The organism is Bradyrhizobium sp. 215_C5_N1_1 (genome assembly GCF_052075935.1).
Taxonomy (GTDB): Bacteria; Pseudomonadota; Alphaproteobacteria; order Rhizobiales; family Xanthobacteraceae; genus Bradyrhizobium; species Bradyrhizobium barranii.
In genome coordinates, this window is the sequence record NZ_CP197228.1 from 7,108,989 (window position 1) to 7,130,225 (window position 21,237).

15 protein-coding genes are annotated in these 21,237 nt (G+C 61.3%); 7 read left to right on the forward strand and 8 right to left on the reverse strand.

Features of this window, described 5'->3' with window-relative positions; translation table 11 throughout:
* Positions 1–656: 656 nt before the first annotated feature.
* On the forward strand, positions 657–5,018 hold the full coding sequence (locus tag AB7G19_RS34050) for a hypothetical protein (RefSeq protein ID WP_085402195.1): 4,362 nt from the start codon (positions 657–659) through the stop codon (positions 5,016–5,018).
* A 59-nt stretch (positions 5,019–5,077) separates the two neighbouring features.
* Here AB7G19_RS34050 and AB7G19_RS34055 read toward each other — a convergent pair whose 3' ends face one another.
* The 6 genes from AB7G19_RS34055 to AB7G19_RS34080 all read right to left on the reverse strand — a co-directional run bounded on the left by AB7G19_RS34055 (position 5,078) and on the right by AB7G19_RS34080 (position 11,720).
* Complete coding sequence (locus AB7G19_RS34055) at positions 5,078–5,815, reverse strand: class I SAM-dependent methyltransferase (RefSeq protein WP_071916254.1); 738 nt, start codon at positions 5,813–5,815, stop codon at positions 5,078–5,080.
* A 129-nt stretch (positions 5,816–5,944) separates the two neighbouring features.
* Positions 5,945–6,451: a serine O-acetyltransferase gene (locus tag AB7G19_RS34060; RefSeq protein WP_245344125.1), complete on the reverse strand. Its 507-nt coding sequence runs from the start codon at positions 6,449–6,451 to the stop codon at positions 5,945–5,947.
* Positions 6,452–6,527: 76 nt separating this feature from the next.
* Positions 6,528–7,982, reverse strand: coding sequence for a lipopolysaccharide biosynthesis protein (locus AB7G19_RS34065; protein WP_166084206.1), 1,455 nt, complete (start codon positions 7,980–7,982; stop codon positions 6,528–6,530).
* A 48-nt stretch (positions 7,983–8,030) separates the two neighbouring features.
* Positions 8,031–9,083 (reverse strand): acyltransferase family protein, encoded by a 1,053-nt coding sequence (locus tag AB7G19_RS34070; protein WP_085402136.1) that lies wholly within the window; start codon positions 9,081–9,083, stop codon positions 8,031–8,033.
* An 88-nt stretch (positions 9,084–9,171) separates the two neighbouring features.
* The gene (locus tag AB7G19_RS34075; RefSeq protein ID WP_085402196.1) at positions 9,172–10,524 is read right to left on the reverse strand and encodes a hypothetical protein; all 1,353 of its coding nucleotides are present in this window, start codon (positions 10,522–10,524) and stop codon (positions 9,172–9,174) included.
* 5 nt (positions 10,525–10,529) lie between these two features.
* Positions 10,530–11,720 carry an acyltransferase family protein gene (locus AB7G19_RS34080; RefSeq protein WP_085402137.1) on the reverse strand — a complete coding sequence of 397 codons (1,191 nt, stop codon included), beginning with the start codon at positions 11,718–11,720 and terminating at the stop codon, positions 10,530–10,532.
* A gap of 347 nt (positions 11,721–12,067) precedes the next feature.
* Between AB7G19_RS34080 and AB7G19_RS34085 the strand changes: the two genes are divergently transcribed.
* From AB7G19_RS34085 to AB7G19_RS34110, 6 genes are all read left to right on the forward strand, one after another.
* Positions 12,068–13,468 carry an O-antigen ligase family protein gene (locus tag AB7G19_RS34085; RefSeq protein ID WP_245344126.1) on the forward strand — a complete coding sequence of 467 codons (1,401 nt, stop codon included), beginning with the start codon at positions 12,068–12,070 and terminating at the stop codon, positions 13,466–13,468.
* 39 nt (positions 13,469–13,507) lie between these two features.
* Entirely contained in the window at positions 13,508–14,158 is a 651-nt protein-coding gene (locus tag AB7G19_RS34090) for a hypothetical protein (protein WP_071916260.1), read from the forward strand.
* Between the two features lie 144 nt (positions 14,159–14,302).
* A complete protein-coding gene (locus tag AB7G19_RS34095; RefSeq protein ID WP_085402139.1) occupies positions 14,303–14,944 on the forward strand; it encodes a transglutaminase-like cysteine peptidase in 642 nt (213 codons plus the stop codon).
* A 401-nt stretch (positions 14,945–15,345) separates the two neighbouring features.
* The gene (locus AB7G19_RS34100) at positions 15,346–15,873 is read left to right on the forward strand and encodes a hypothetical protein (RefSeq protein WP_245328480.1); all 528 of its coding nucleotides are present in this window, start codon (positions 15,346–15,348) and stop codon (positions 15,871–15,873) included.
* A gap of 20 nt (positions 15,874–15,893) precedes the next feature.
* Positions 15,894–18,104 (forward strand): GNVR domain-containing protein, encoded by a 2,211-nt coding sequence (locus tag AB7G19_RS34105; protein WP_085402140.1) that lies wholly within the window; start codon positions 15,894–15,896, stop codon positions 18,102–18,104.
* Positions 18,088–18,888, forward strand: a complete 801-nt coding sequence (locus AB7G19_RS34110; protein ID WP_085402141.1) for a hypothetical protein — start codon at positions 18,088–18,090, stop codon at positions 18,886–18,888. Before AB7G19_RS34105 ends, AB7G19_RS34110 begins: the two co-directional genes overlap by 17 nt.
* Position 18,889: 1 nt before the next feature.
* Here AB7G19_RS34110 and AB7G19_RS34115 read toward each other — a convergent pair whose 3' ends face one another.
* The gene (locus tag AB7G19_RS34115; protein WP_085402142.1) at positions 18,890–20,050 is read right to left on the reverse strand and encodes an acyltransferase family protein; all 1,161 of its coding nucleotides are present in this window, start codon (positions 20,048–20,050) and stop codon (positions 18,890–18,892) included.
* Positions 20,051–20,083: 33 nt separating this feature from the next.
* On the reverse strand, positions 20,084–21,178 hold the full coding sequence (locus AB7G19_RS34120; protein WP_085402143.1) for a hypothetical protein: 1,095 nt from the start codon (positions 21,176–21,178) through the stop codon (positions 20,084–20,086).
* Positions 21,179–21,237: the final 59 nt, after the last annotated feature.

The following is a 21,237-nucleotide window of genomic DNA, read 5'->3' on the forward strand; positions in this document are numbered from 1 at the left end:
TGCACACAGATTGGACCTCTCATCTGGTCGGCGTCGTTCGTTCGACTGGCCCTGCACATCAACGAGGGGTTTCTTCATCGGCCAAAGACAGACTCGATATCCTTCTGCATTGACGTCGACACGATGTCGCAGCGACCAGGAGAGAAAACAAAACTCCGGTGGCGAGTTCCATAGATTTACTTTCTCGCTTCCCGACTGCACGCGGGAAAATTCGGAAGCGCGCTGCAAGCCTTCAACGCCCGAACAACTGTCACATTCGAAGTTCGATCGATATTTTTTGCGGTCGTGACTCGCAGGCAACTCGATCCGCCCACGCCACAGGCTTAACGGCGCTTAACACAATAGATTCGAAGCAAGGCTGCTCGCGCGACAAGCAAATGCGTTTCGATTAGGCACCGGCACAACATCGATCGAACATCGTCGTTGCATCGCCATTCGAACGTCACGCTGCAAGCACATTGCCGTGGTCTTCATCGATCAATCTCAGTCCACGCAGATTCGTGCGCTGTGGGCGTCGCGCCGGAAGCGTCGGTGAGAAAATCTCCGGGTGCTTCCATTTTTACCGATCTCACCAACTCGAAAAACAGAGATTGGCCGATACGACAGACGCAGGCGGCACCGAACTCTCGCGTTTCAGAAAAGGCTCCGAAATACCGATGACTACCGCATCACCAGATCAGACGATCCTGTCGGCGAGCACCTTTGTCAGTTCCATCGGCGTCAATGTTCACGTTGGATATTCCTGGGGCGCCTACGACAACCTCGCCCTCGTCGAGGACAATCTCAATTATCTCGGGGTGACGAAACTGCGGGGCGGACTCGCCACGAGCCCGGAAGCGCAACCGATCGTCGAGGGACTTGCGAAGGACGGTTACAAATTCGACCTCGTGGTTCCGTCGGGCGTTCCGGCCGGCGGCGCGGCTGCGCTCCAGTCTTATCTGGAATCCGTCAAGGAGTTCGCGGCCAGCCATCCCGGCAGCGTCATCGCGCTGGAAGGCCTCAACGAGGTCAACATCCAGGGCTTCAGCTATAATGGGAGCTCGAGCGTCTCGGCCGCAGCGCAGTTCCAGGCTGTCTATTACAGCGCCATCAAGGCGGACGCCGCGCTCAAGGATATCCCCGTCTACAATTTGTCGATCGGCTATAATGACTCGGCCGACTACGCCAATCTCGGAAACATGTCGGGGTCGACCGACTACGCCAACTCTCACGCCTATGTCAGCACCGGCCTGACACCCGAAACCGCCCTCGAGCAATTGCTCGGTAACGCCACGTCGGTCACCGGCGGCAAACCGGTCGTGATCACCGAGACCGGATATACGACCAAGAGCGATACCCCGTATGTCGGCGCCAGCGAGAACGTACAGGCGAAATCGATCCTGAACACGCTGGTCGATGCCTACAAGGACGGCGTCAGCACCACCTATCTCTATCAATTGCTCGACGCCTCGGCGAGCAACGACCCTACGGATCCCGAATCGCACTGGGGCCTGTTCAACGCCGACGGAACCCCGAAGCTCGCGGCGACCGCGGTCCACAATCTGACGACGATCCTGGCCGACGACGGCAAGGGCGGCCACACGCCGACTGCCTCGCTGAACTATACGCTCGACAACATGCCGGCGAGCGGGAACAGCATGGTTCTCGGCAAGAGCAACGGCGCCTATGAGCTCGTGGTCTGGGCGGAACCCAAGGTCTGGAACGACGCCACCGACACCGAGATCGCGAATCCGACGATATCGGTTACCGTCAACCTGGGCAGCGTCCACCACCTGATCAACGTCTATGACCCGCTAAAGGGCAGCTCGCCGATCGCGACCTACACCGATGTCAGCCAGATCGTGGTTCCGATCACGGACCACCCGCTCATCATCGAGATCGACGCTCCCGCAGGAGGCGGCTCTGCACCGCCCGCCGTGACCGACGTCAGCGGAACCGCCGCCGACATCGTGTCGCAGATGTCCGACCTGAACGCCTCGGATTCGCTTGAGACCATCACGCTCACCGACACCCACGTGCTTCCGGTCGCCTCCGATGCCACCATGGCGTACATGATCTCGCATTACGGGAAGGCGCTCGCGGCCATCCAGGGCGGCTACCAGTTCTCCGTCACCAACTCGACCGACACCTGGAGCGTCACCAGGGTCTACGACTCCTCCGCAAAGCTTCTGTCGACCAGCACGTCCAACTTCACCGACGGCGTCATCACCAGCAAGGTAACGCTCAATACCGACGGCTCGTCGGAGAACATCGCCTATACCGGCGGCAAGATGGTGCGTGACGTCACCGTCTCGGCGATCGGCGACAAGGACACCAAGACCTACGATACGAGCGGCAATCTCACCGCGGACCTCGTTCAGAACAAGGACGGCTCGTCCTCGAACACGCTCTATTCGAACGGCGTCAAGACCAAGGTCTACGTCACCAATGCCGACCGCACCCACGACAACTACTATTACAACATCACCGGCCAGTCCTATACCAGCGAGCACGACCAGCTCGACGCGGGCGGGAGGCTTCTATCAGTCGTCCGGATGCATGCCGACGGCTCGATGGCCTACAGCCAAGTCTACAACAGCGACGGCAGCAAGGTCACGACCCAGTACGACGCCACGGGCCACAAGACCTCTGTCGTCACCGTGACATCGACGGCGACCAGCACCGATTTCTACACCACAGCCGGCGTTCTCAAGCAGACCGTCGTGCAGACGACCTCCGGCAACGTGACCACCACGAACTACAATGGTTCGCTGCTGGTGTCCGTCTACGTCGTCAACGCCGACGGCTCGAAGGACTCCAAGCTGTACGACGCCAAGGGCGTCATCGCGAGCGACGTGGTCCAGAACGCGGACGGCTCGTCGTCGACCACGCTCTATACCGCAGGCGTCAAGACCAAGGCCTACGTCACCAACGCGGACGGCAGCCGCGATAACTATTATTTCAACATCACCGGCCAGTCCTATACCGGCGAGCACGATCACCTCGACGCGAGCGGCAAGCTGCTGTCGGTCAGCCGCACCCATGCGGACGGCACCATGGCCTACAGCCAGGTGTTCAACAGCGACGGCAGCAAGGTCACGACCCAGTACGACTCGACCGGCCACAAGACCTCGGCCGTCACCATAACGTCGACGGCCACCACGACCAATTTCTATACCATCGCGGGCGCGCTCAAGCAGCAGGTCGTGCAGACGACCTCCGGCAACGTGACCACGACCAACTACAACGGCTCGCTGCTGGCGTCGGTCTACGTGGTCAACGCCGACGGATCGAAGGATTCGAAGCTGTACGATTCCAACGGCATCATCGCGAGCGACCTGATCCAGAACAAGGACGGCTCGTCCTCGAACACGCTCTACACGGCCGGCGTCAAGACCAAGGTCTATGGCACCAATGCCGACGGCAGCCACGACAACTACTATTACAACATCACCGGCCAGTCCTATACCAACGAGCACGACCACATCGATCCGAGCGGAAAGCTGCTTCTGGTCAGCCGTACCCATGCCGACGGCTCGATGGCCTATAGCCAGGTGGTCAACAGCGACGGCAGCAAGGTCACGACCCAGTACGATTCCACAGGCCACAAGATCTCGGTCATCACCGTCACGTCGTCGGGCACGACGACCGACATCTACGATGCATCGACCGGCGCATTGAAGCAGGAGGTCTCCAAGACGAGCTCCGGCGACACCACGACGACGAACTACAACGGCGCCAAGCTGGCGTCGGTCTACGTGGTCAACGCCGACGGGTCAAAGGACACCAAGCTGTACGATTCCAGCGGGATCATCGCCAGCGACCTCATCCAGAACAAGGACGGTTCGTCCTCGAACACGGTCTACTCCGCCGGCGTCAAGACGAAGCTCTATGTCACCCATGCCGACGGCAGCCATGACAACACCTTCTACAACATCACGGGCCAGAGCTATACGACCGAGATCCAACACCTCACCGCCGCCGGCGCACTTACGGCCCTGACCCGCCTTCACGCCGATGATACGCTTGCCTACAAGCAGGTGATCAACAGCGACGGCAGCAAGGTCACCGACCTTTACGACAGCACCGGCCACAAGATGAGCGAGATCCTGAATGCCGCCGATGGATCGACCACGACGGACACGTACAACTCGTCGGGAGCTCTGGTCCAGGACGTTCACAAGACGGCGGGCGGCGACGTGACGACGACGAACTACGCGAACGGATTGAACTCGTCGATCTACGTCGTCAACGCCGACGGCACCAAGGAAACGAAGCTGTTCGACGGCAGCGGCAGTCTCACCAGCGACTACGTGCTGAACAAGGACGGCTCAAACTCGACCACCGTGTTCACGTCGGGCGTCAAGACCGCGGTCTACGCCAACAACGCCGACGGCTCGCACGACAACACGATCTACAACATCACCGGCAAGAGCTACGTCACGGAGCAGCAGCACATCGACGCCGCGGGCAAGATGACCTCGATCACCCGGTCGCACGCGGACGGTACGCTCGATTACACGCAGGTGGTCAAGGCGGACGGCAGCAAGGTCTCCGATGTCTACGACAGCACCGGGGTCAAGACGACCGAAACCATCAACAACGCCGATGGAACGTCCGACGTCTTCAAGTTCAAGGTCGCCGGCCTGCCGGGCGCCGTCGAGCACGACAGCTACAATACCAGCGGCTCGCTGCTCTCGATCGACGTCCTCAACACCGATGGGACCCACGCCGTCACGGCGGTGACTGCGGGACTGACACTGGCCGGCGGCAGCGGCAACGACGTCTTCTCCGCGGCGCCGGGCACGACCACCGTCATGTTCGACGGCGGCAACGACCAGATCAAGAGCTTCCACGCCGGAGCCGCGGCGAACCACGACACGATCGAAATCCTGAAATCACTGGTGGCCGACTACAGCCACCTGCAGATTTCGCAATCAGGTTCCGACACGCTGATCCAGCTCACCTCGGCCGATTCCATCCTGTTGAAGAATGTGAATTCGGCCAACCTGGATCACGGCAACTTCCTGTTCGTCTGACGCCGAACCAGCTGGCAGGTCCCCCTGCCAGCTGAACGGGGACGACGGGGGAAGCAAGGTCAGTGCGGCCGCGCGGGTGTGGCCGCACCGATGAAGATGATATCCTCGGCCAGCAGCGGAAGCCGCCGCAGCAGCATCGACTTCAGCTTTCCGGCGCGCATGAAGGTGGCCATCTTCACCTCGACCGGCGCATAGCCGGCGTCGATTGCGACCTTGGCGATGGTATAGGGCGTGAAGAAGAACCGGTGATCGCTGTTGATCGTCTCGACGTTCTTCAAGATGCCCTTGATGTTGCCACCCCTGAAGGCGTTCGGAACGGTGATCACGATCTGATCGACGACGTCGCCGTAATTCTCCCTGAAGCGCGACAGGAACGAGACCGGATTCGGAATGTGCTCGACGACTTCGCCAAACACGGCGATGTCGAACTTCCGGCCGGATATTGCATCGATCTTCTGGCCGGACGTCACGTCGCCCGCGACCATGTTGTCGAGCCCGGAAATCCGCGACGCCTCCCGCACCGCATCCGCATCGATGTCGACGCCGACGGTGTATTCGGAACACTCGGTGATCAGGCCGTGCAGCCAGTCCCGGTTGTCGATCTTTCGTTTGATGAGCGGCAGATGATCACAGCATCCGACATGCAGGACGCGCTTGCCCCGACAGATGTCCACGAGGACGTCGCATCTGTATTTGACGTCGCCATCGCCCCGATATTGCACGACGATGGTGTCTTTGAACTTCGAGCCGTCGAGATAGGGATAGACCTGCGAAAAATCGGTAATGATCGACGACATGGGCTTGCTTCCTGTGTCCGAGACGTTTCCGGACACAACTATACATGGCAAGCAATCAGAATTGTGACCGGGTTGAACCGGCGGACCAAACGCGGATCGCCGGGAACCTCGCCGTCGGTTCGCGGGCCGTCAGGCGCGCAGGCGACCTGGTGCTTCCGAGCGCACGATCCGCGCAGGTGCTCCCGCGGCGACGGAATGCGGCGGGACGTCACGCGTCACGACCGCGTTGGCGGCAACGTTTGCTCCCGCACCAATCGAAGTCGGGCCAACGATCACGGCACCGGTGTAGATGACGGCACCGTCGCCGATGGTCGGGCAACCCGGTTCATCCCAGGCACGCCGGCCGAGCGTGACGTTGTGATAAAGCATCACGGAGCGACCGATCCGCGCCCCCTCGCCGATCACGACGCCGGTCGGATGCGGCAAGATCAGCCCTGGACCGATCTCCGCGAGAACCGAGATGTAGCAGCCGCGCCGCATCAGCGCCCGCACGAGCAGCCAGGTGATCTGATGTCCCCAGCGGGTCTGGAATCGCAGCATCCTGGCGATGCGCCAGGTCGTGATCACGGCAAAGCCCGGGCTCGTCAGCATGGCGACGAAAGCGGCAGCCACACCGGACCTGCCGGTGTTTGCCATCAGGTCCTCGCGCCACGGAATTCCCGCTTGGGACTTGCCGCTCATTCCCTCAACTGATGACATCAAACGATCTCTACTAACCTGCCGAGGAAACATTCGCCTGGATCGACGGAACCGAGCCGCCGAGCAGCGATTGCATGCTGTTCCAGATGCGACGCCTGAATATCACGTAGCTGCCAAGCACGATCAGCGCATAGACGGCCGTCGCCAACAGCCAATGTGACAGGCTTGCGACGTCTGCCTTCGTGGCGACGAGTGCACACAATGCGCCGAGTGCGGTGGCGACGGTGGCCGGCATCAGGGCGCCCAACAAAGAGGCATAGGAGATCGCGCAGTTGCGGGCTCCAATCATCAGCATCAGGACGCAAACGAGGATCGATACGATCAGGTACACGACCGCCACGGCCGTGAGCCCGAACGGCAACGCCACGACAAAGGCGAGGATCATGCTGGCACTGTTGGCGGTGCTCACCCAGAACTGGAGCCGGGCCTTGTTGTGAGCGAGCAGAATCGGTCCGGCATAGGCCGCAATCGACTGCGCCGCGCCTGCCGGCGCAAGGATGGCAATCAGCGGCAGGACTTCCTGCCAATGCGGCGAGAGGAACGTCGCAACGGGATATTTCAGCCCGAACGTCAGGTAGATCATTGCCGGGAATGTGATCATCGCGGTCATGCCGAGCACCGCGCAGATCGCCGCCCTGCGCCGTTCCTGTTCCCGCTCGCCGTTCATCCGGCTCAGGGTGGCCATCAGAACGCCGCCGCCAGGCCACGACAGGATCATCAGCGGAAGCGTCATGAACTGGAAGGCGAGACCGAACAGACCGACCGCCGCTGCGCCCAGCTTGGCGCCGATCATGAGATTGCCGACGTTTCTCGCAGTGAAGTTGAGGACGTTCGAGGCCAGCACCCAACCGCCGAACGACAGCATCAGCGCGACGCCGCGCCATTTGAAGGACAGATGGATATGGCGCCTGGTGTTCACATAGAAGGCGACGGCGCGCACCGCCTGCATCAGGACATAGTATGCGATCAGCGCCCAGATCCCCCATCCGAGCAGGGCTCCGGCCACGCCCACCGTCGCGGAAGCCAGAGCCGCGCCGGCTTCGATCAAGGCGATGGTCTGATATTGCAGGGAGCGCTCCAGGACCGCGCGCGGCCCCATCGCGGAAATGGACAAGACGACCGAACCGGAGAGAGCGGCGAGCACGGACGGCAGCCCCTGCATGTCGACGGCAGCCCCCAGCGGCTTCGAGGCGGCGGCCAGCACCAGGGCACAACCAATCCCGATCGCGACCATCAGAGTCGTCGCCGCGCCGGCTTCCTCCCTGGTGAGCGACGTCCGCTGGATCATCGCGCTCGACAGCCCAAGGTCGGTCAGCATGGAGATGAAGGCGATGAAGGGCAGCGAAAACGCCACGAGCCCGAATTCCGTGGGCGTCACGAAATAGGTGATCAGCAGCGTGATGAGGAACTGAACGGCCGACTTCACGACGTTCACGCTCGACATCGAGAGCAGGTTCTTGATGATCATGACGTCTCTCGTATGTGATCCGGCTGAAACGATTGCGAAAGGACGCGCTCAGGCGACATAGCGAGCTTCACGGCGCACTCCAAACAACAGGCCCCGCAGCGCCGGATCGAGCAAGCGGCGGAGTCTCACTTCGATCAGCTCGTAACTGACAGTTCCCGCTATCAGTGCGGCAATCAGGCCGAGGCCCGCGAACCCGGCCCAGAGGAGCCAGAGATTGACGCCATGCGCGGCCAGCTTCACTCCGATGACCTGCAACGGAAATAGCGCAAAAGGGTGGACCAAATAGAGGCTATAGCTGATCTTTCCGAGGAACTGCAGGAATTTGCCGCTCAAAGCGACGGCAATACCGGAGTCCGGAGCAAGGACCATTCCAAACAGCAGCGCGCCCGGCAACAGCCCGACCAGCGGATGCGCATATTCGATCGACACGTACATCGCGATCCCGCAAAGGATGCCCGCCAGCAATCCGGGCCAGCCGACGACGCGGATCCGCAAATCGATCAGGCTGAACAACAGCCCGACCAGAAAGAACGCGGCGATCGGCCGAAAGGCGATGCCCGCGAGACCGAGCAGGATGAACGGCGCCGCCAGCAGCCAGTTCCTCCGCCGCACCAACATCACGAAGATCACCGCGAACAGAATGTAGAACGCCCATTCGTAGCTCAGTGTCCACGCGTTCTGCTGGCCGATCGGCAATCCCAGCGCGTCCGGCAGGAACGCCAGATTGACGAAGAACAGCTTGAGATAGGTCGGCAGATCGATCCCCTTGAAGAACTTGTAGCCAACCAGGGGGCCTGCCGTGAACAGGATCAGGTGCAGGATCACGAACACGGGTAGGATTCGCAGGGCGCGATCGAGAAAGAACTTCCCGACGCTGCGGTGACGCATCAGGCTCGCCGGAATCAGGAAGCCGCTGATCATGAAGAACAGCTCGACCCCGTGCCCGCCCATGTTGACAGTCGCTTCCAGCCACGGCCAGATCGGAGGCAGGAAGCCTGCCAGAAGCGGCATGTCCTGAAGATGGACGATCAGCACGGTGAGCGCGGCGACGCCGCGCAGCCCCTGGATCGCCTCCACGAAATTCTTGCTGTCTGCGCTCACCGCCGCGATCCGATATCAAGATGAAGGAAAGTTCCGGACCAGCGCCCGTGCTGCGCACTGCAGCTCATTGCATGCGGCAACATCGCGATCATGCCGGCCGAGAGACCAGATCGTCGACGTCAGGCGCGAGTGGCACCGCGTCCGCGACGGTCTCGTCACGTCTCTCTCGGGCGAAGACTTCGCTGAAGGCGACGCCGAGCATGATCAAGCCGCTTGCCGGACCATAGGCCAGCACGGTGATGGTGAAGAGGTTCATGGCGACCGCGAAAGACAGCTTGTAGATGTCCCTGGTCCTTGCGACCGCGAGGATGACCATGACCATGAACAACACGAAGATCGGCCCGAACATCAGGTAGGTGCCGAGGTAGAAATTATCCACCGGAACGTAATAGCTGAGCTTGTTCGAGAACAGCAGCTGCGGATAGTTGAAGCAACCGAGGCCGCAGCCGGTGAAGAAACCGACCGGCATAAGCTCAGCCATGTAGACGAACGGCAACTGCCAGCTGTTGTTGACGCGGTCCTGCAGGCTGAACAGGCCGCGCGACATGCTGACAAGCCCGTTGCCGGAGAACAGGGCGATCAGCACCGCGGGCACGAGGATCGACAGGAACGACAGCAGCGCCATGCGCCGCAGCATGGGAAACTTCTCACGCTCGGGAACGAGGCGAACGATGATCAGGCAAGCGACGTAGATCACCATCACGCCGAGCGAGGTCTTGTTCGTGGTCAATTTGATGGCGTAGAGACCGATCGGGGCCCAGAACAGGCACCACAGCAGGCTCCGGCGCACCGAGCTGATCGTGAACGAAATGAACACGAAGAATGCGGCCATCGTGCTGTCGGCGGCAAGTCCGGCGAGGCGCGTCTCGGACGCCGACCACCACAGCCGCGTCGCCTGCCGCGTCGTGCCGAAAGTCTCGTAGGCATATCCCACCCAGGGCAACTGCATGCGGGACGACAATATGATCCCGACGATCGTCAGGTAGAAGATCGGGTGAAGCCACCGCAGCAGTCGATCGTAGTCGCCGAAATTGCGCCCGCAGAAGCAGAAGCCGACGAACACCGGCGCGATCATCTTGAACGACGACATCATGCCGCTGAAATAGCCCAGGAACACGTATCCGAGGTAAAGCGCAAAGCAGATGTAGAACAGCGTGAGGATCGCGACGAGGTTACGCCCCATCAGGACGTAGCGCTGCACGAAGGCAAAAATGCAGACCAGCGCGAAAATGTCAGGCAGGAACCACAGCGGGCTGATCTTGAGAACGGCCAGATAATAGCGCAGCGCGCCTGCGAGCGCATCGCGGTAGAAATAAAGCAAGAGCGCGATAGCCTCGAGACTGAAGAATGCACTGCCCTCCTGCTGGTGATGCCGGGGCAAGGCCGCCGGATCGACCATGCGCCAGTCCGACCTCGGTAGAGCCGAAGAGCTGCTGGACATGCCCGTCACTCCGCCGCGACCACAGCGGGAACGGCGCGGCGATTGAAAAGCCGAAGCACGAACCGCGACCCCGGCATCTCGACCCAGAGGTAGGTGAGGTTGGAGAGCACGAGCACGGCGGCCACGAAGACGGCGAGCAGCAGTGAGGCTGCTAGTCCGGGAAGAATGTTGTCCACGATTTGCAGGCGCCCGGTGCCCACGCCACGCGCGAAGTACTGGATGAGGACAAGTATCAGCGCATGCGTCATGTAGATCGAATAGGAGCGCTTGCCCAGCCAGACCAGCGGACGGACGGACAGCAGCTTCGGCAGGAGCCGCTCCGGAAACGCCATCAGCGAGCCCAGCAGGGCGCCGAAAACGATCGGCGCCACGAAGCTGAGCCGTTCGTCGAAGCCGACGACGGAAACCAGCACGATGGCGACGACGGCCGCACCGATCTGGCAGGCCGACTGAACGAAGGGGCTCACTGAACGACCTTTTCCCGAGACGAAACGAAGCGTGAGCACGCCGACGAAGAAGCCCAGGAAGCATCGGGTGAAGGCGTTGGTCTGGAAATCGAGCGTTTCATTCTTGAGCACGAAGATAATGAGAGCCGCGCCCATCACCGCCAGCACGGCGCTGAAAACATAGACGAGCCTGATGTAGCCAAGGCGCTGCGACAGGACGACGACGGCGCCAAACACGAGATAGGTGTAGAACTCCGCGCTGATGCTCCAACTCGGGCCGTTCCAGCTCAGATAATCGAGCACGCCCATAGCATGGAGCAAGAACACATTCGCGACAAACGAGTACACATTGTTAACCTGGAGATCCGCCGTCTCGTTGGTCGAGAAGTGCAGCAGGTCCAGTTCGGTGAGCGTGAGCCGCATCAGCCGAAACGCCAGAAAGGCGAACAGCATGACGATGTGCAGCGGATAGATGCGTGCGATACGACGCAAGGTGAACGTTCGGAAGTCGAACCCGCTGAATTCGGACTGAACATAGCTCATCGAGATCACGATGCCGCTCAACACGAAGAACAAATCGACGAAGAGCCAGGAATTGTGAAAAAACGCGACGTCGATCCAGGCGCGATGAGGCAGCGCAGCGGCGAGCGGATCCGATCCGACGAAGTGATGGACGACCACGCAGAGGGCGGCGAGGCCACGAACGCTGTCCAGCGGAACGTAGTGCGCCTTTGTTTGATGAGCTAGCACTTGATAGAGGCTCTACGATTCGACCAAAGCGAAATGCTGCGGTGCAATATAATGCCTCCACCGGGTGGTTTATTCAACTGAAAAGAGCCGCGAAGCGCCGATCTCGACCAGGACAGTGCACGACAGATGCGGCAGCAAGACGCCGGTCGGCATCTTTGCTCCGACGACATGCTCATAGACTTCAATTCAGCTTTCGTGAGGCAACGGGCATTGCGTTTGGAACAGATCAGGGCTGCACGCGCGAGCTGCGGCCTTGTTTGCAATGTTGCGAATGGCCATCAACGACCTAGCCTCGCATTAACTTGATCTCGCGCGAAGTTCTGATAGCTCCATCGCGGCTGAGTTGAATGACAGAGGGGCCTTTGGGCGCGATATCGCGATTTTTCGCCACAGCCGTGTTTGTGCTGGCGCCACTTCCGCTCGGATCCCTCGACCTCGCGTGGATTTGCTTCTGGAATTTTCTGCTCGTCTGCAGCCTGCTGACCGCCGATCTTTCGGCCGTGAGCCGTCGCAATGCCATGTTGCTCATTCCATTGGCAGTGGCGATCGCGGCGGTGGTTGTCATCGTGGCGTTGCAAACGTGGAGCGATCCGTCCAGTGAATCAGCAGCGGTCTGGGAACTGCCGCGGCGTTTTTTCGGCCTCGTACTGCCTGACCGTCTCTCGGTCACCGCACGCGGAACGTGGCTGGCGTTCGGATCGGTCTTGCTGCTGTCGCTCGCCTTCACGCGCGCCGTGATTCTTGCAAGCGATGCGGGAGCCGCACGCTCGCTGCTACGCATACTGGCATGGGCGGGATGCCTGTATGCATTGTACGGAATTCTGGCGGAGCTGATCGCACCGGACATGGTGCTGTTCAGGCAGAAAGAAGCCTACCTGGGCTTTGCCACAGGGACCTTCGTCAATCGAAACACGGCGGCGACGTTCTGGGGCAGCTGCGCCCTGCTGTTTCTGGTGCCGCTTCTGCGCACCATGCACCGCCAGGAAGGCGGGCCGCCGGAACAACCGGATTGGCGATCGCAGCTCGAGCAAATCCTCTCCGCGCCGGTGGCGCTCGGTGCGGGATTCGCGATCTGCACGATCGCGCTTGCCATGACCGGATCGCGGGCGGGTCTGCTGCTGTCGGTTGGCACGTTCGTGCTGGCCATCATCCTTTATCTCGTGCCGCTCGAGCTCGGCAGATCGCGGAAGTGGCTGGTCCTCGGCGGCTCAGCGGCAGCAGGGCTCGTGCTCTTGCAGCTCGTAGGCGGCCTCGTGGCGGGGCGAATCGTCGAACACGGGCTGATCGATCCGCAGCGGCTTGCTGCGTACCAGGCATCATTGGGGATCATCGCTGATCATCGGCTGCTCGGTGTCGGGCTGGGCAATTTCGAAGCTGTTTTTCCCGCCATCAGACCCGCAACGCTCGGCAGTCTCGGCATCTGGGACCGCGCTCACAGCACGCCGCTGGAAATTGCCGTCGAATTAGGCATCCCCGCCTTCGCCGTCATCGCGCTGGCCTGCCTCTGGTATCTTTACCATCTGTTTACCGGAAGCTTGCGCCGAAAACGCGACCGCTACATACCCGTGATCGGCGCCAGCGTCGCTGTATTGGGAGTTGCACATAGCTGCATCGATTTCTCGTTGCAGATACCCGGTTACGGCGTGTTTTTCGCAGCCATCGTCGGGTGCGGCCTCGCGCAATCGCTACCATCACAGGTGCGAAAAGAACGTGGCAAATCCGTGCAAGTCGAGCTAAAGTCAAATTAATTGAAGTTTAAAGCCAAATTGATTGAAGTGGGCAGGGCAATGAGCTGGAATTCTGGTAGGCGCTTCACCGTGATCGTCGGAGCGCTGGCAATTTTCGCCGGAATGCCGGCAGCATTCGGCGCAACGGGCGTCAGCTCGGGCTGCGTTGCCAACACGGGCGTTGTTTCAGCCGAGCGCGCCACCGACTTTCTGGCCAATCCCGGCGGGCTGCTCGACCAGTTCAAGGACGGACAAGGCGGCCTCGCCTCGGCTGTGCGCGACCTCCTGACCGCGCGTCCCGAGACAGTCGATGGCATTGTCTCGCTGGCGAAGGCCAGCAGCACCGATCAAAGCCGCGCCATCGGCGCTGGTCTCGGCACCGCCGCTTCGGTTTGCGTCCTGTCGCAGCCCGGCGTTGCCCAGCTGATCCAGGAGGCGGTTCTCAAGACCGAGAATCCCGACCTGATCCAATCGTTCACCAGCATCACCGGCGATATCCCGACCGAAGCGACCAACGGCGCCGATCCGACGGGCGAGACCACAGCCGGCGGCGGACCTGGTTCGACCGCGGCGGAGGCACGCGGTGGCGGAGCAAGCTCGACCGCACCCACGGTCGTGAACCAGAGCGGGCCCGGTGCGGCGTCACAGACGCAGACGCTGTTTGCGGCGACGTCGACCGCCGTTCTGACCTCGGTAAGCCCGTCGCGCTGACGGCTGGAACCGTTAACCACCCCTCCCAGGCCGGTCCCGTGACCGGCCTATTTAGCTACAATTGTAAATTTCCGCGGAACCAAAGCTCAAATCGTTTGTGAGAAACCCGTAGCGTCAAAAAAGAAAACGCGAGACGGGGATGTCATGAGCTGGATTATCAAATCGCTGGTCGCGATCGGGATCGCGTCGACCGGCACCGCCGCCAAGGCCGAGATGTTGAACGACAGTTCGCTCAATCAGGCGAAGAGCGCGTTCATCCGCGAGTACGACAATGCGCTCGCGCCGCTGCAATTCGTCAAGTTCTGCATGAACAACGACGGCGAATGCGCGAGCGACGCCGCCGACCGGACACTGCCTTCGGGCGACCGGGCGATGAGCATGCTGCGCGAGGTGAACAGCTCGGTCAACGCGTCGATCACACCGATGCAGAAATCGACCAATCCGATGGTGGCGCGCTGGAGCCTTTCGCCGTCCGCCGGCGATTGCAACGACTACGCGGTCACCAAGCGTCATCAACTGATCGAGATGGGCTGGCCCAAGTCGGCACTGCGCCTCGCAGTGGTCCTGACAAATGGCGGCCAGGGCCATCTCGTGCTGGTGGCGCGACTTGCCGACGGCGACTTCGTCCTGGACAATCTTTCCGCTTCGGTGCGCCCCTGGAACGCCGCGGATTACGAGTGGATCTCGATGCAGTCCGGCGGAAATCCGCGCTTCTGGGTCGCGATCAACGAGAATGGCGAGCGCCTGCGCGCCACGCGTCTCGCGATGTTGCGGACCTCCGAATAGACCGCGCGAAGTTTCGCTCTACCGCCCTCAATCGCAGGTTGCGACAGGCGCGAGGCGATGGTCTGCCAGACCGTCCCTCGCGCCTTTGCCTTGGCATGGTGCTTGCCTAAAATTCATGCTTATCGCATACGAGCGCGCGCAACCATTCGCCGAATCCGCGCCTGATCGCAGCAAGAATTTCGTTCATGCGAAACGGGGATGCAGAGCGGGCAAGGATGGCAATTTGGTCCGTACTGGTTTATATTTTGCGCCGCACAAGAATTTGACATAGTTTTGGGTCATCAAGGACCTAGGGCCTAAATCCATACGTCATCGCTAGTTTGCAACGAGATATGAGCGCGATCCTAATCAAACTCGATAGCTTGTTGCGTGGCTCCCTGCCGGTTTTACGGATCGCGGCAGTGATCGCCGTTGCCGTGTCTGCGACGCTGTCGGCGCCGGCACAGGCTCAATGCGTCGATCGCGCCGAACGAGCGCCGTCGTCCGCGGTCAGCGCATTCGTCTCGGACCCCTCGGTTTTGTTGCGACAGTCGAAGAACGACAGGGACAAGCTTTCGGGCCGGCTCACCGGATTGCTGGTGACCGACATAGCCGCGCTCGATCCGGTTCGGGACATGCTGCGCCAGGCGAGCCAGGCCGACCGTGTCGCAATCGGCGCCGGGCTTCACCGTGCCGAAGAGCGCTGCATCGCGACCAAGCCCGACGTCGCGCGCCGGATCAGCGAATTCGTTGCCAAGCTGCACGACGGGTCCGTCCTCAAAGGATATCTCACGGATCAGGACGCAGCGGCTGCGCCCGTTCCGGGAAGCCCGGCTCCCGCCACGGCCAGCAATGCACCGGCGGGTCCGGGTGCAAGCGCCGGTCTGATGTCGGGTGAGTGGAAGACCGAACTCGCCGACCCGTTCAAACCCGTTCCCCTTCCCGAGTGACAACCTCAAGATTCCCAGAGATGTTTCAGCCACGAGATCAGTTTCCGCAACGCCCGAGATATGCCATCGAGGTCGGTGGCACGACGCTCAGCGCCGAGCGCGCTCTGGACATCGTACGCCGCCAATGGCCGCTGATCGTCGCCATCGTGGCCGGTACGCTCGCGATCGTTCTCGTCTACCTGATCGTGGCAACGCCGATGTACACGGCAAATGCGCGCATCCTGATGGACACACGCCAAACCCAGGTACTGGACAAGGACAGCGGAACCGCCAACGCGCTGATCGACCCGGGCTTCGTCGACAGCCAGGTCGAGATTCTCCAGTCTGACGACCTCCTCCTGTCGATCGTCCGTCGCCTGAAGCTCACCGAGGATCCGGAGTTCAACGGCTCGGATCCCGGGTTGATTCCGCTGGTCATCGGCAAGGTCATCTCGATGTTCGGGTCGGACGGTCCTCCGAGCAAAGAGCGGGTCGAGCGCGGCGCGGTCGAGCTTCTCCAGAAGAACCTTAAGGTCGAGCGCGTGCTGACGACCTATGTCCTCTCGATGAACTACCGTTCGATCGATCCGAACAAGGCTGCGCAGATCGCCAACGCGATTGCGGACGCCTACATCGTAGGCGCGCTGGAGGCGAAATATCAGTCGACCAAGCGCGCCGGCGAGTGGCTCCAGCAACGCAGCGCCGAGCTGCGTGAACAGGCGACGGCGAGCGACCGCGCCGTGCAGACGTTCAAGGCGCAAAACAACATCGTGGGCACCAGCCGGGGTCTGATGAGCGAGCAACAGCTTGCGGACGTCAACTCTCAGCTTATTGCCGCTCATGCCGCGACCGCCGAGGCCAAGGCCCGCCTCGACCGGATCGAGGCGCTGCTCGACAAGGATCTCGTGCAGCCGACCGTGACGGACGCACTCAACAACACGGTGATCACGCGCCTGCGCGCCCAATATCTCGACCTGGCGGCGCAATATGCCGACTGGTCGAGCCGTTACGGCAAGACCCACCAGGCGGCCGTCAACCTCGCCAACCGAATGGAAGAGCTGCGCAAGGCGATCGCGGACGAGGTCCGTCGTATCGCGGACGCATATCGCAGCGAGTACGAGATCGCCAAGAGCCGCGAGACGGCGCTTGAGGAGAATCTCAAGAATCTCGTATCCCAGGCCGGCAGCACGAGTCAGGCGCAGGTCAAGCTGCGCGACCTCGAAAGCGCGGCGGATACTTATCGTAACCTCTACAACAACTTCCTCGAGAAGCTGCAGAACGCAACGCAGAACCAGAGCTTCCCGATCAGCGAAGCGCGCATCATCGGCACGGCGGTCAAACCCGACAAGAAGAGCTCGCCCAAGACGCTGCTGGCGCTGGTCGGCGGCCTGCTCGGCGGTCTCTGTTTCGGCTTCGGGGCGGCCTTCACGAAGGAACTGATGAGCGACGTGCTGCGATCTCCGAGCGACGTCGAGGATCAGCTCGGGGTGAAATGCCTCGGCGTTCTTCCCGACATCCGCGCGGCGAGGGCTTCGGCAGATCATCCGGAAGGAAACATATCCAGCTACGTCGTCGAGCACCCGTTCTCGCGGTTCGCGGAGACGCTGCGGAACATCAAGGTGTCAATCGACGTCGCGCGCCTGTCGCGCGAGGTCAAGATCATTGGAATCCTGTCGTCCTTGCCGAAAGAGGGAAAAACGACGGTTGCCGCCAATTTCGGTCATCTGACCGCGTTGACCGGACATCGCACGCTACTGATCGACGGCGACCTCCATACCCGCTCGCTGACCAGGGCGCTGGCCCCCCATTCCAAGACCGGCCTGGTCGAAGCCCTCAAGGATCCGCGCTCGTTCGGCTATCATATCCAGCGCAGCAAGGAGAGCGGGCTCGACTTCCTGCCCTCCGTCGTCGCATCGCGCATGGTGAACTCGGCAGATGTCATCGCCTCCAAGGCGATGGCTGACCTGCTTGCAGTGGTGCGAGAGGAATACGAATACATCGTCATCGATCTGGCGCCGGTGATGCCGGTCACCGACGCCAAGGCTGTCAGCCATCTCGTCGATGCGATGGTTTACGTCATCGAGTGGGGCCGTACGACCCGCAACGCGCTCCAGGAGTCGATGGCGAGCTCCGAAGGCATTCAGAAGAAGCTTCTGGGCGCCGTGCTCAATCGCGCCAATCCGAAGATGCTCAAGAGGATCGAGGCGTATAAGGGCTCGCACTACAACAGCTACTATGTCGAGGGAGCCTAGCGCCACCGAGCCGGCGGCACAGGCAACGGGGATCGCCTATCGCTGGCTTCTGCGCGGCTCGACCATCGCGCTTGCCGCAGCCGCGCTGGCGTGGATCGCGGCTATCGCCCCGGATGTGACCAATCCCGCGGTTCCGCAGATTGCAGGACGCGTCGCGCGCGGCGAGCGATATGAAGTCGATCGCCTGAGACGGATCGTATCGGACAATTTGCCATCCGCCCGTCGCCTATGCAGCGCCAAGACGCTGCGCGAGCTCCTGCTGCTCCAGCTCGCAATCGCCGACGAATCGACACGCGCAGGCGACCTGAAGCAGATCGATCTCGATGCAGACGCCGTCGCGTCGACGAGCCGTGCCTTGCTGGCATGCGCGCCGACTGAAGCACTGGGCTGGTTCGGCAGCTACTGGGCCGAAATTCGCCAGGCCGGCTTTGGGCCGCGAACAGCGGAACTGCTGAGTCTTTCCTATCGCTTCGCGCCACACGAGGCCTGGCTCCAACTCATCCGCGCGCCACTGGCGCTTCGCGCCTTCAATGCGGCCTCGCCCGAGCTCAGGGATTACGCCACCCAGGACTTCGCCGATATCTTCCAGGCCCGCCTGTTCCCAAGCGCAGCTACGTTCTATCAGGCGGCCGGCGCCGAGGCGCGCGTCGCTCTGCTCGAACGTACCTGCACCGCGCCCGAAGCCGATCGGGAATTGTTCTCGCATTTCGTCGCGGAGAAGGGCCTGCGAATTCGCCATCGCTGTTATCCAGTCGATGGCGATGGCTTTCGGATGAGCCGCTAGGCTATTTCAGCTCGGTTCGCGGCACGCCCTGCGAGGGATTTTCGGGCAGGTATTGCAGGAAGAATTTGGTCAGGCCGCGACGGCTGCGCAGGATCGGCGATTCGAAGTACTTCCAGGACACATGCGCGACAGCGTACGAGATGACGAAGCCGATGGCTGCGCCCGCGGTAATCTTCACGCTGTCGGGCACCGACATCCCGCCATAGAGCGTGAGCGCCTTGCCGAGCGGGTTCGGGATGAAGTTGTGAACGAGATAGAAGCCGTAGCTGATCTTCCCGAGATGCTCGAGCGGCTTCCACTCCAGCGCTTGAACAAAGATACTGTCCTGGTTGGCGCGAACCCACCAGATCAGCGCGACCAGGCACAGCCCGATCGCAATGTCGATCGCGGGGGAAAGATACGAAGGGGCGTCGTAAATCACGCCGTTCGAGCACAGCATGAACCCGACGATGAGAAGGCAGACGAACGTGCCGTTGCCGTTCGGAGCCCATTCCCGTCTCTGGAGATGCAAGATCGTCAGCGCGCCGCCAAACGCGATGAGGCTGAAATTCCACGGCGACAGGGTATGGATGGCCGTGTGATTGAAGCCCGACGAATACATCAGGAAATGGCTGATCACACCGAGAACGACGACGCTCATGCAGGTGACGAAATGGCGCTCCAGAGGAAGCAGGATGAACAGGAAGGGCGCGATCACGTAGAACTGCTGCTCGACCGAGAGCGTCCAGAGCACGCCGAAGGGACCAGCGGTCCCGCCGATGACGCTGCCGATCCAGTAGTTGGACAGGTACACGACGTGATAGCGGAAGCCGAGATCGGGCCCCGCGTGCTGAAAATAGGACCGGGTCAGGAACAGGATGGCGAGAAGCGCATAATATGCGGGAAAGATGCGCGTCGCCCGCTTGACCCAGAAGGTGACGATTTCCGCCGCGGGCCGGGATGCGGCCGTCCCGACCTTGCCTCGCTGCCTGTTGAGCTCGCCGATGATCAGGAAGCCGCTCAGGATGAAGAATATCCAGACGCCGACGCTGCCCGAGTAGAACTGCAGTCCGCACTTGTGATTGAGATAGACCAGGACGACCGAGAGACCGCGCAGCCCGTTGAATCCCAAGATGCTGCCCGACTTCTCGGTGTTGACGCGCTCAGATCCAGGTAAAGGCATTGCAGGTTCTTTTCTTCGCACGGAGACCGAAAGCTACAGTCCCCTGGTTCTCAACTCAGTCGATTCTTCAGCCGACAGGCGGCCGCCGGCAAATTCCGAAAGAAGGAAGAGCGCAACCTTGGGCCTGTCGATCTCGTACATCAACCCAAACCTGTTCTCCGGCGGCTTCTTCTGCGGCTCGTCGAACAGCTCGTAGACCATCACGCTCTCGATCTCGACGTCTTTCTGGTTCTTCAGATATTGGAAGGTGTCCCGCAGTGACCGGAGGCATTGCTCCGTCAGGGGATCGCCAGGCCGATTTCCATAGGCCGGCTTGTAGATCTCGGCGCAATTGACCTCGTTGAACGTCACCGGGCGGTGATAGGACGCCAGCTTCTTGAAGAGGTCGAAGGGCGGATTGCGTCCATTCCAGTGCCGATGCGGATTCTGCCCCGCCACCTCGTAATAGTGGTAGGAGATCACGTCGTATTTCACGCCCCGGGACTCCATGAAGTCGAGGAAGCCCAGCATCGTCGACGTCGTGTTCAGCACCTTGCGCAGACGACTTCCGGTCTCGCGGTTGATCTGGTCGATGGCATCGGACGCGCCGTGCAACACCTGGGCCCAGTCTTCCATCACCGGCATTTCGAAGTCTGCCGCGGTCATGCCGCGCCCGAACAGCTTCTTCCCGTCGGAATCGACCGCGAACAGGTTGATCTCGTTCTCAAGCTCCCAGTCGGACACATCGTCCTTGAATTGCCGGACGAACGCGTAGGTGCGGTCGTAGCCCTGCCTGTAGAGCGCGTCCCGGTCTCCTTTGGGGTACCGCCCCTTGTCGGTGCGGTCACCGTAGCGGAAAGGGAAGTTGACCAAAGGGTGAAGCGTGATCGAGTATTTTCTGGCAAGCGCAATGGTTTGCCGGAACATCGCGGCTTCGCCCGGCTCGGCATCTTGCGTCAGATTGAGACCGGTCCTGTATTGCGTGAGCCCGCGCTCCCTCATGAGCTGAAAGATCGGCGCGAGATCCCTGCGCTTTTGCGGCGGTCCGCCGACCCCCCACTCCAACGCGTTCGCATGAGAACAGGCGGCAGCGATCGCCCAGGTGACGAGCAACGGCAAGGCGACGAACTTGGCGAGGCGATGGCTCAATCTGCAAGGCTCGGCGTTTTTTGGGGGGGGCAAATCGTCAAAGGGGCAGCAACGAATCA

Excerpts from the sequence above, each read along its gene's own strand:
- AB7G19_RS34050 (WP_085402195.1), top strand. The coding sequence starts at position 657 with ATGACTACCGCATCACCAGATCAGACGATCCTGTCGGCGAGCACCTTT.
- AB7G19_RS34055 (WP_071916254.1), bottom strand. The coding sequence starts at position 5,815 with ATGTCGTCGATCATTACCGATTTTTCGCAGGTCTATCCCTATCTCGAC.
- AB7G19_RS34060 (WP_245344125.1), bottom strand. The coding sequence starts at position 6,451 with ATGGCAAACACCGGCAGGTCCGGTGTGGCTGCCGCTTTCGTCGCCATG.
- AB7G19_RS34065 (WP_166084206.1), bottom strand. The coding sequence starts at position 7,982 with ATGATCATCAAGAACCTGCTCTCGATGTCGAGCGTGAACGTCGTGAAG.
- AB7G19_RS34075 (WP_085402196.1), bottom strand. The coding sequence starts at position 10,524 with ATGTCCAGCAGCTCTTCGGCTCTACCGAGGTCGGACTGGCGCATGGTC.
- AB7G19_RS34085 (WP_245344126.1), top strand. The coding sequence starts at position 12,068 with ATGACAGAGGGGCCTTTGGGCGCGATATCGCGATTTTTCGCCACAGCC.
- AB7G19_RS34090 (WP_071916260.1), top strand. The coding sequence starts at position 13,508 with ATGAGCTGGAATTCTGGTAGGCGCTTCACCGTGATCGTCGGAGCGCTG.
- AB7G19_RS34095 (WP_085402139.1), top strand. The coding sequence starts at position 14,303 with ATGAGCTGGATTATCAAATCGCTGGTCGCGATCGGGATCGCGTCGACC.
- AB7G19_RS34105 (WP_085402140.1), top strand. The coding sequence starts at position 15,894 with ATGTTTCAGCCACGAGATCAGTTTCCGCAACGCCCGAGATATGCCATC.
- AB7G19_RS34110 (WP_085402141.1), top strand. The coding sequence starts at position 18,088 with ATGTCGAGGGAGCCTAGCGCCACCGAGCCGGCGGCACAGGCAACGGGG.
- AB7G19_RS34115 (WP_085402142.1), bottom strand. The coding sequence starts at position 20,050 with ATGCCTTTACCTGGATCTGAGCGCGTCAACACCGAGAAGTCGGGCAGC.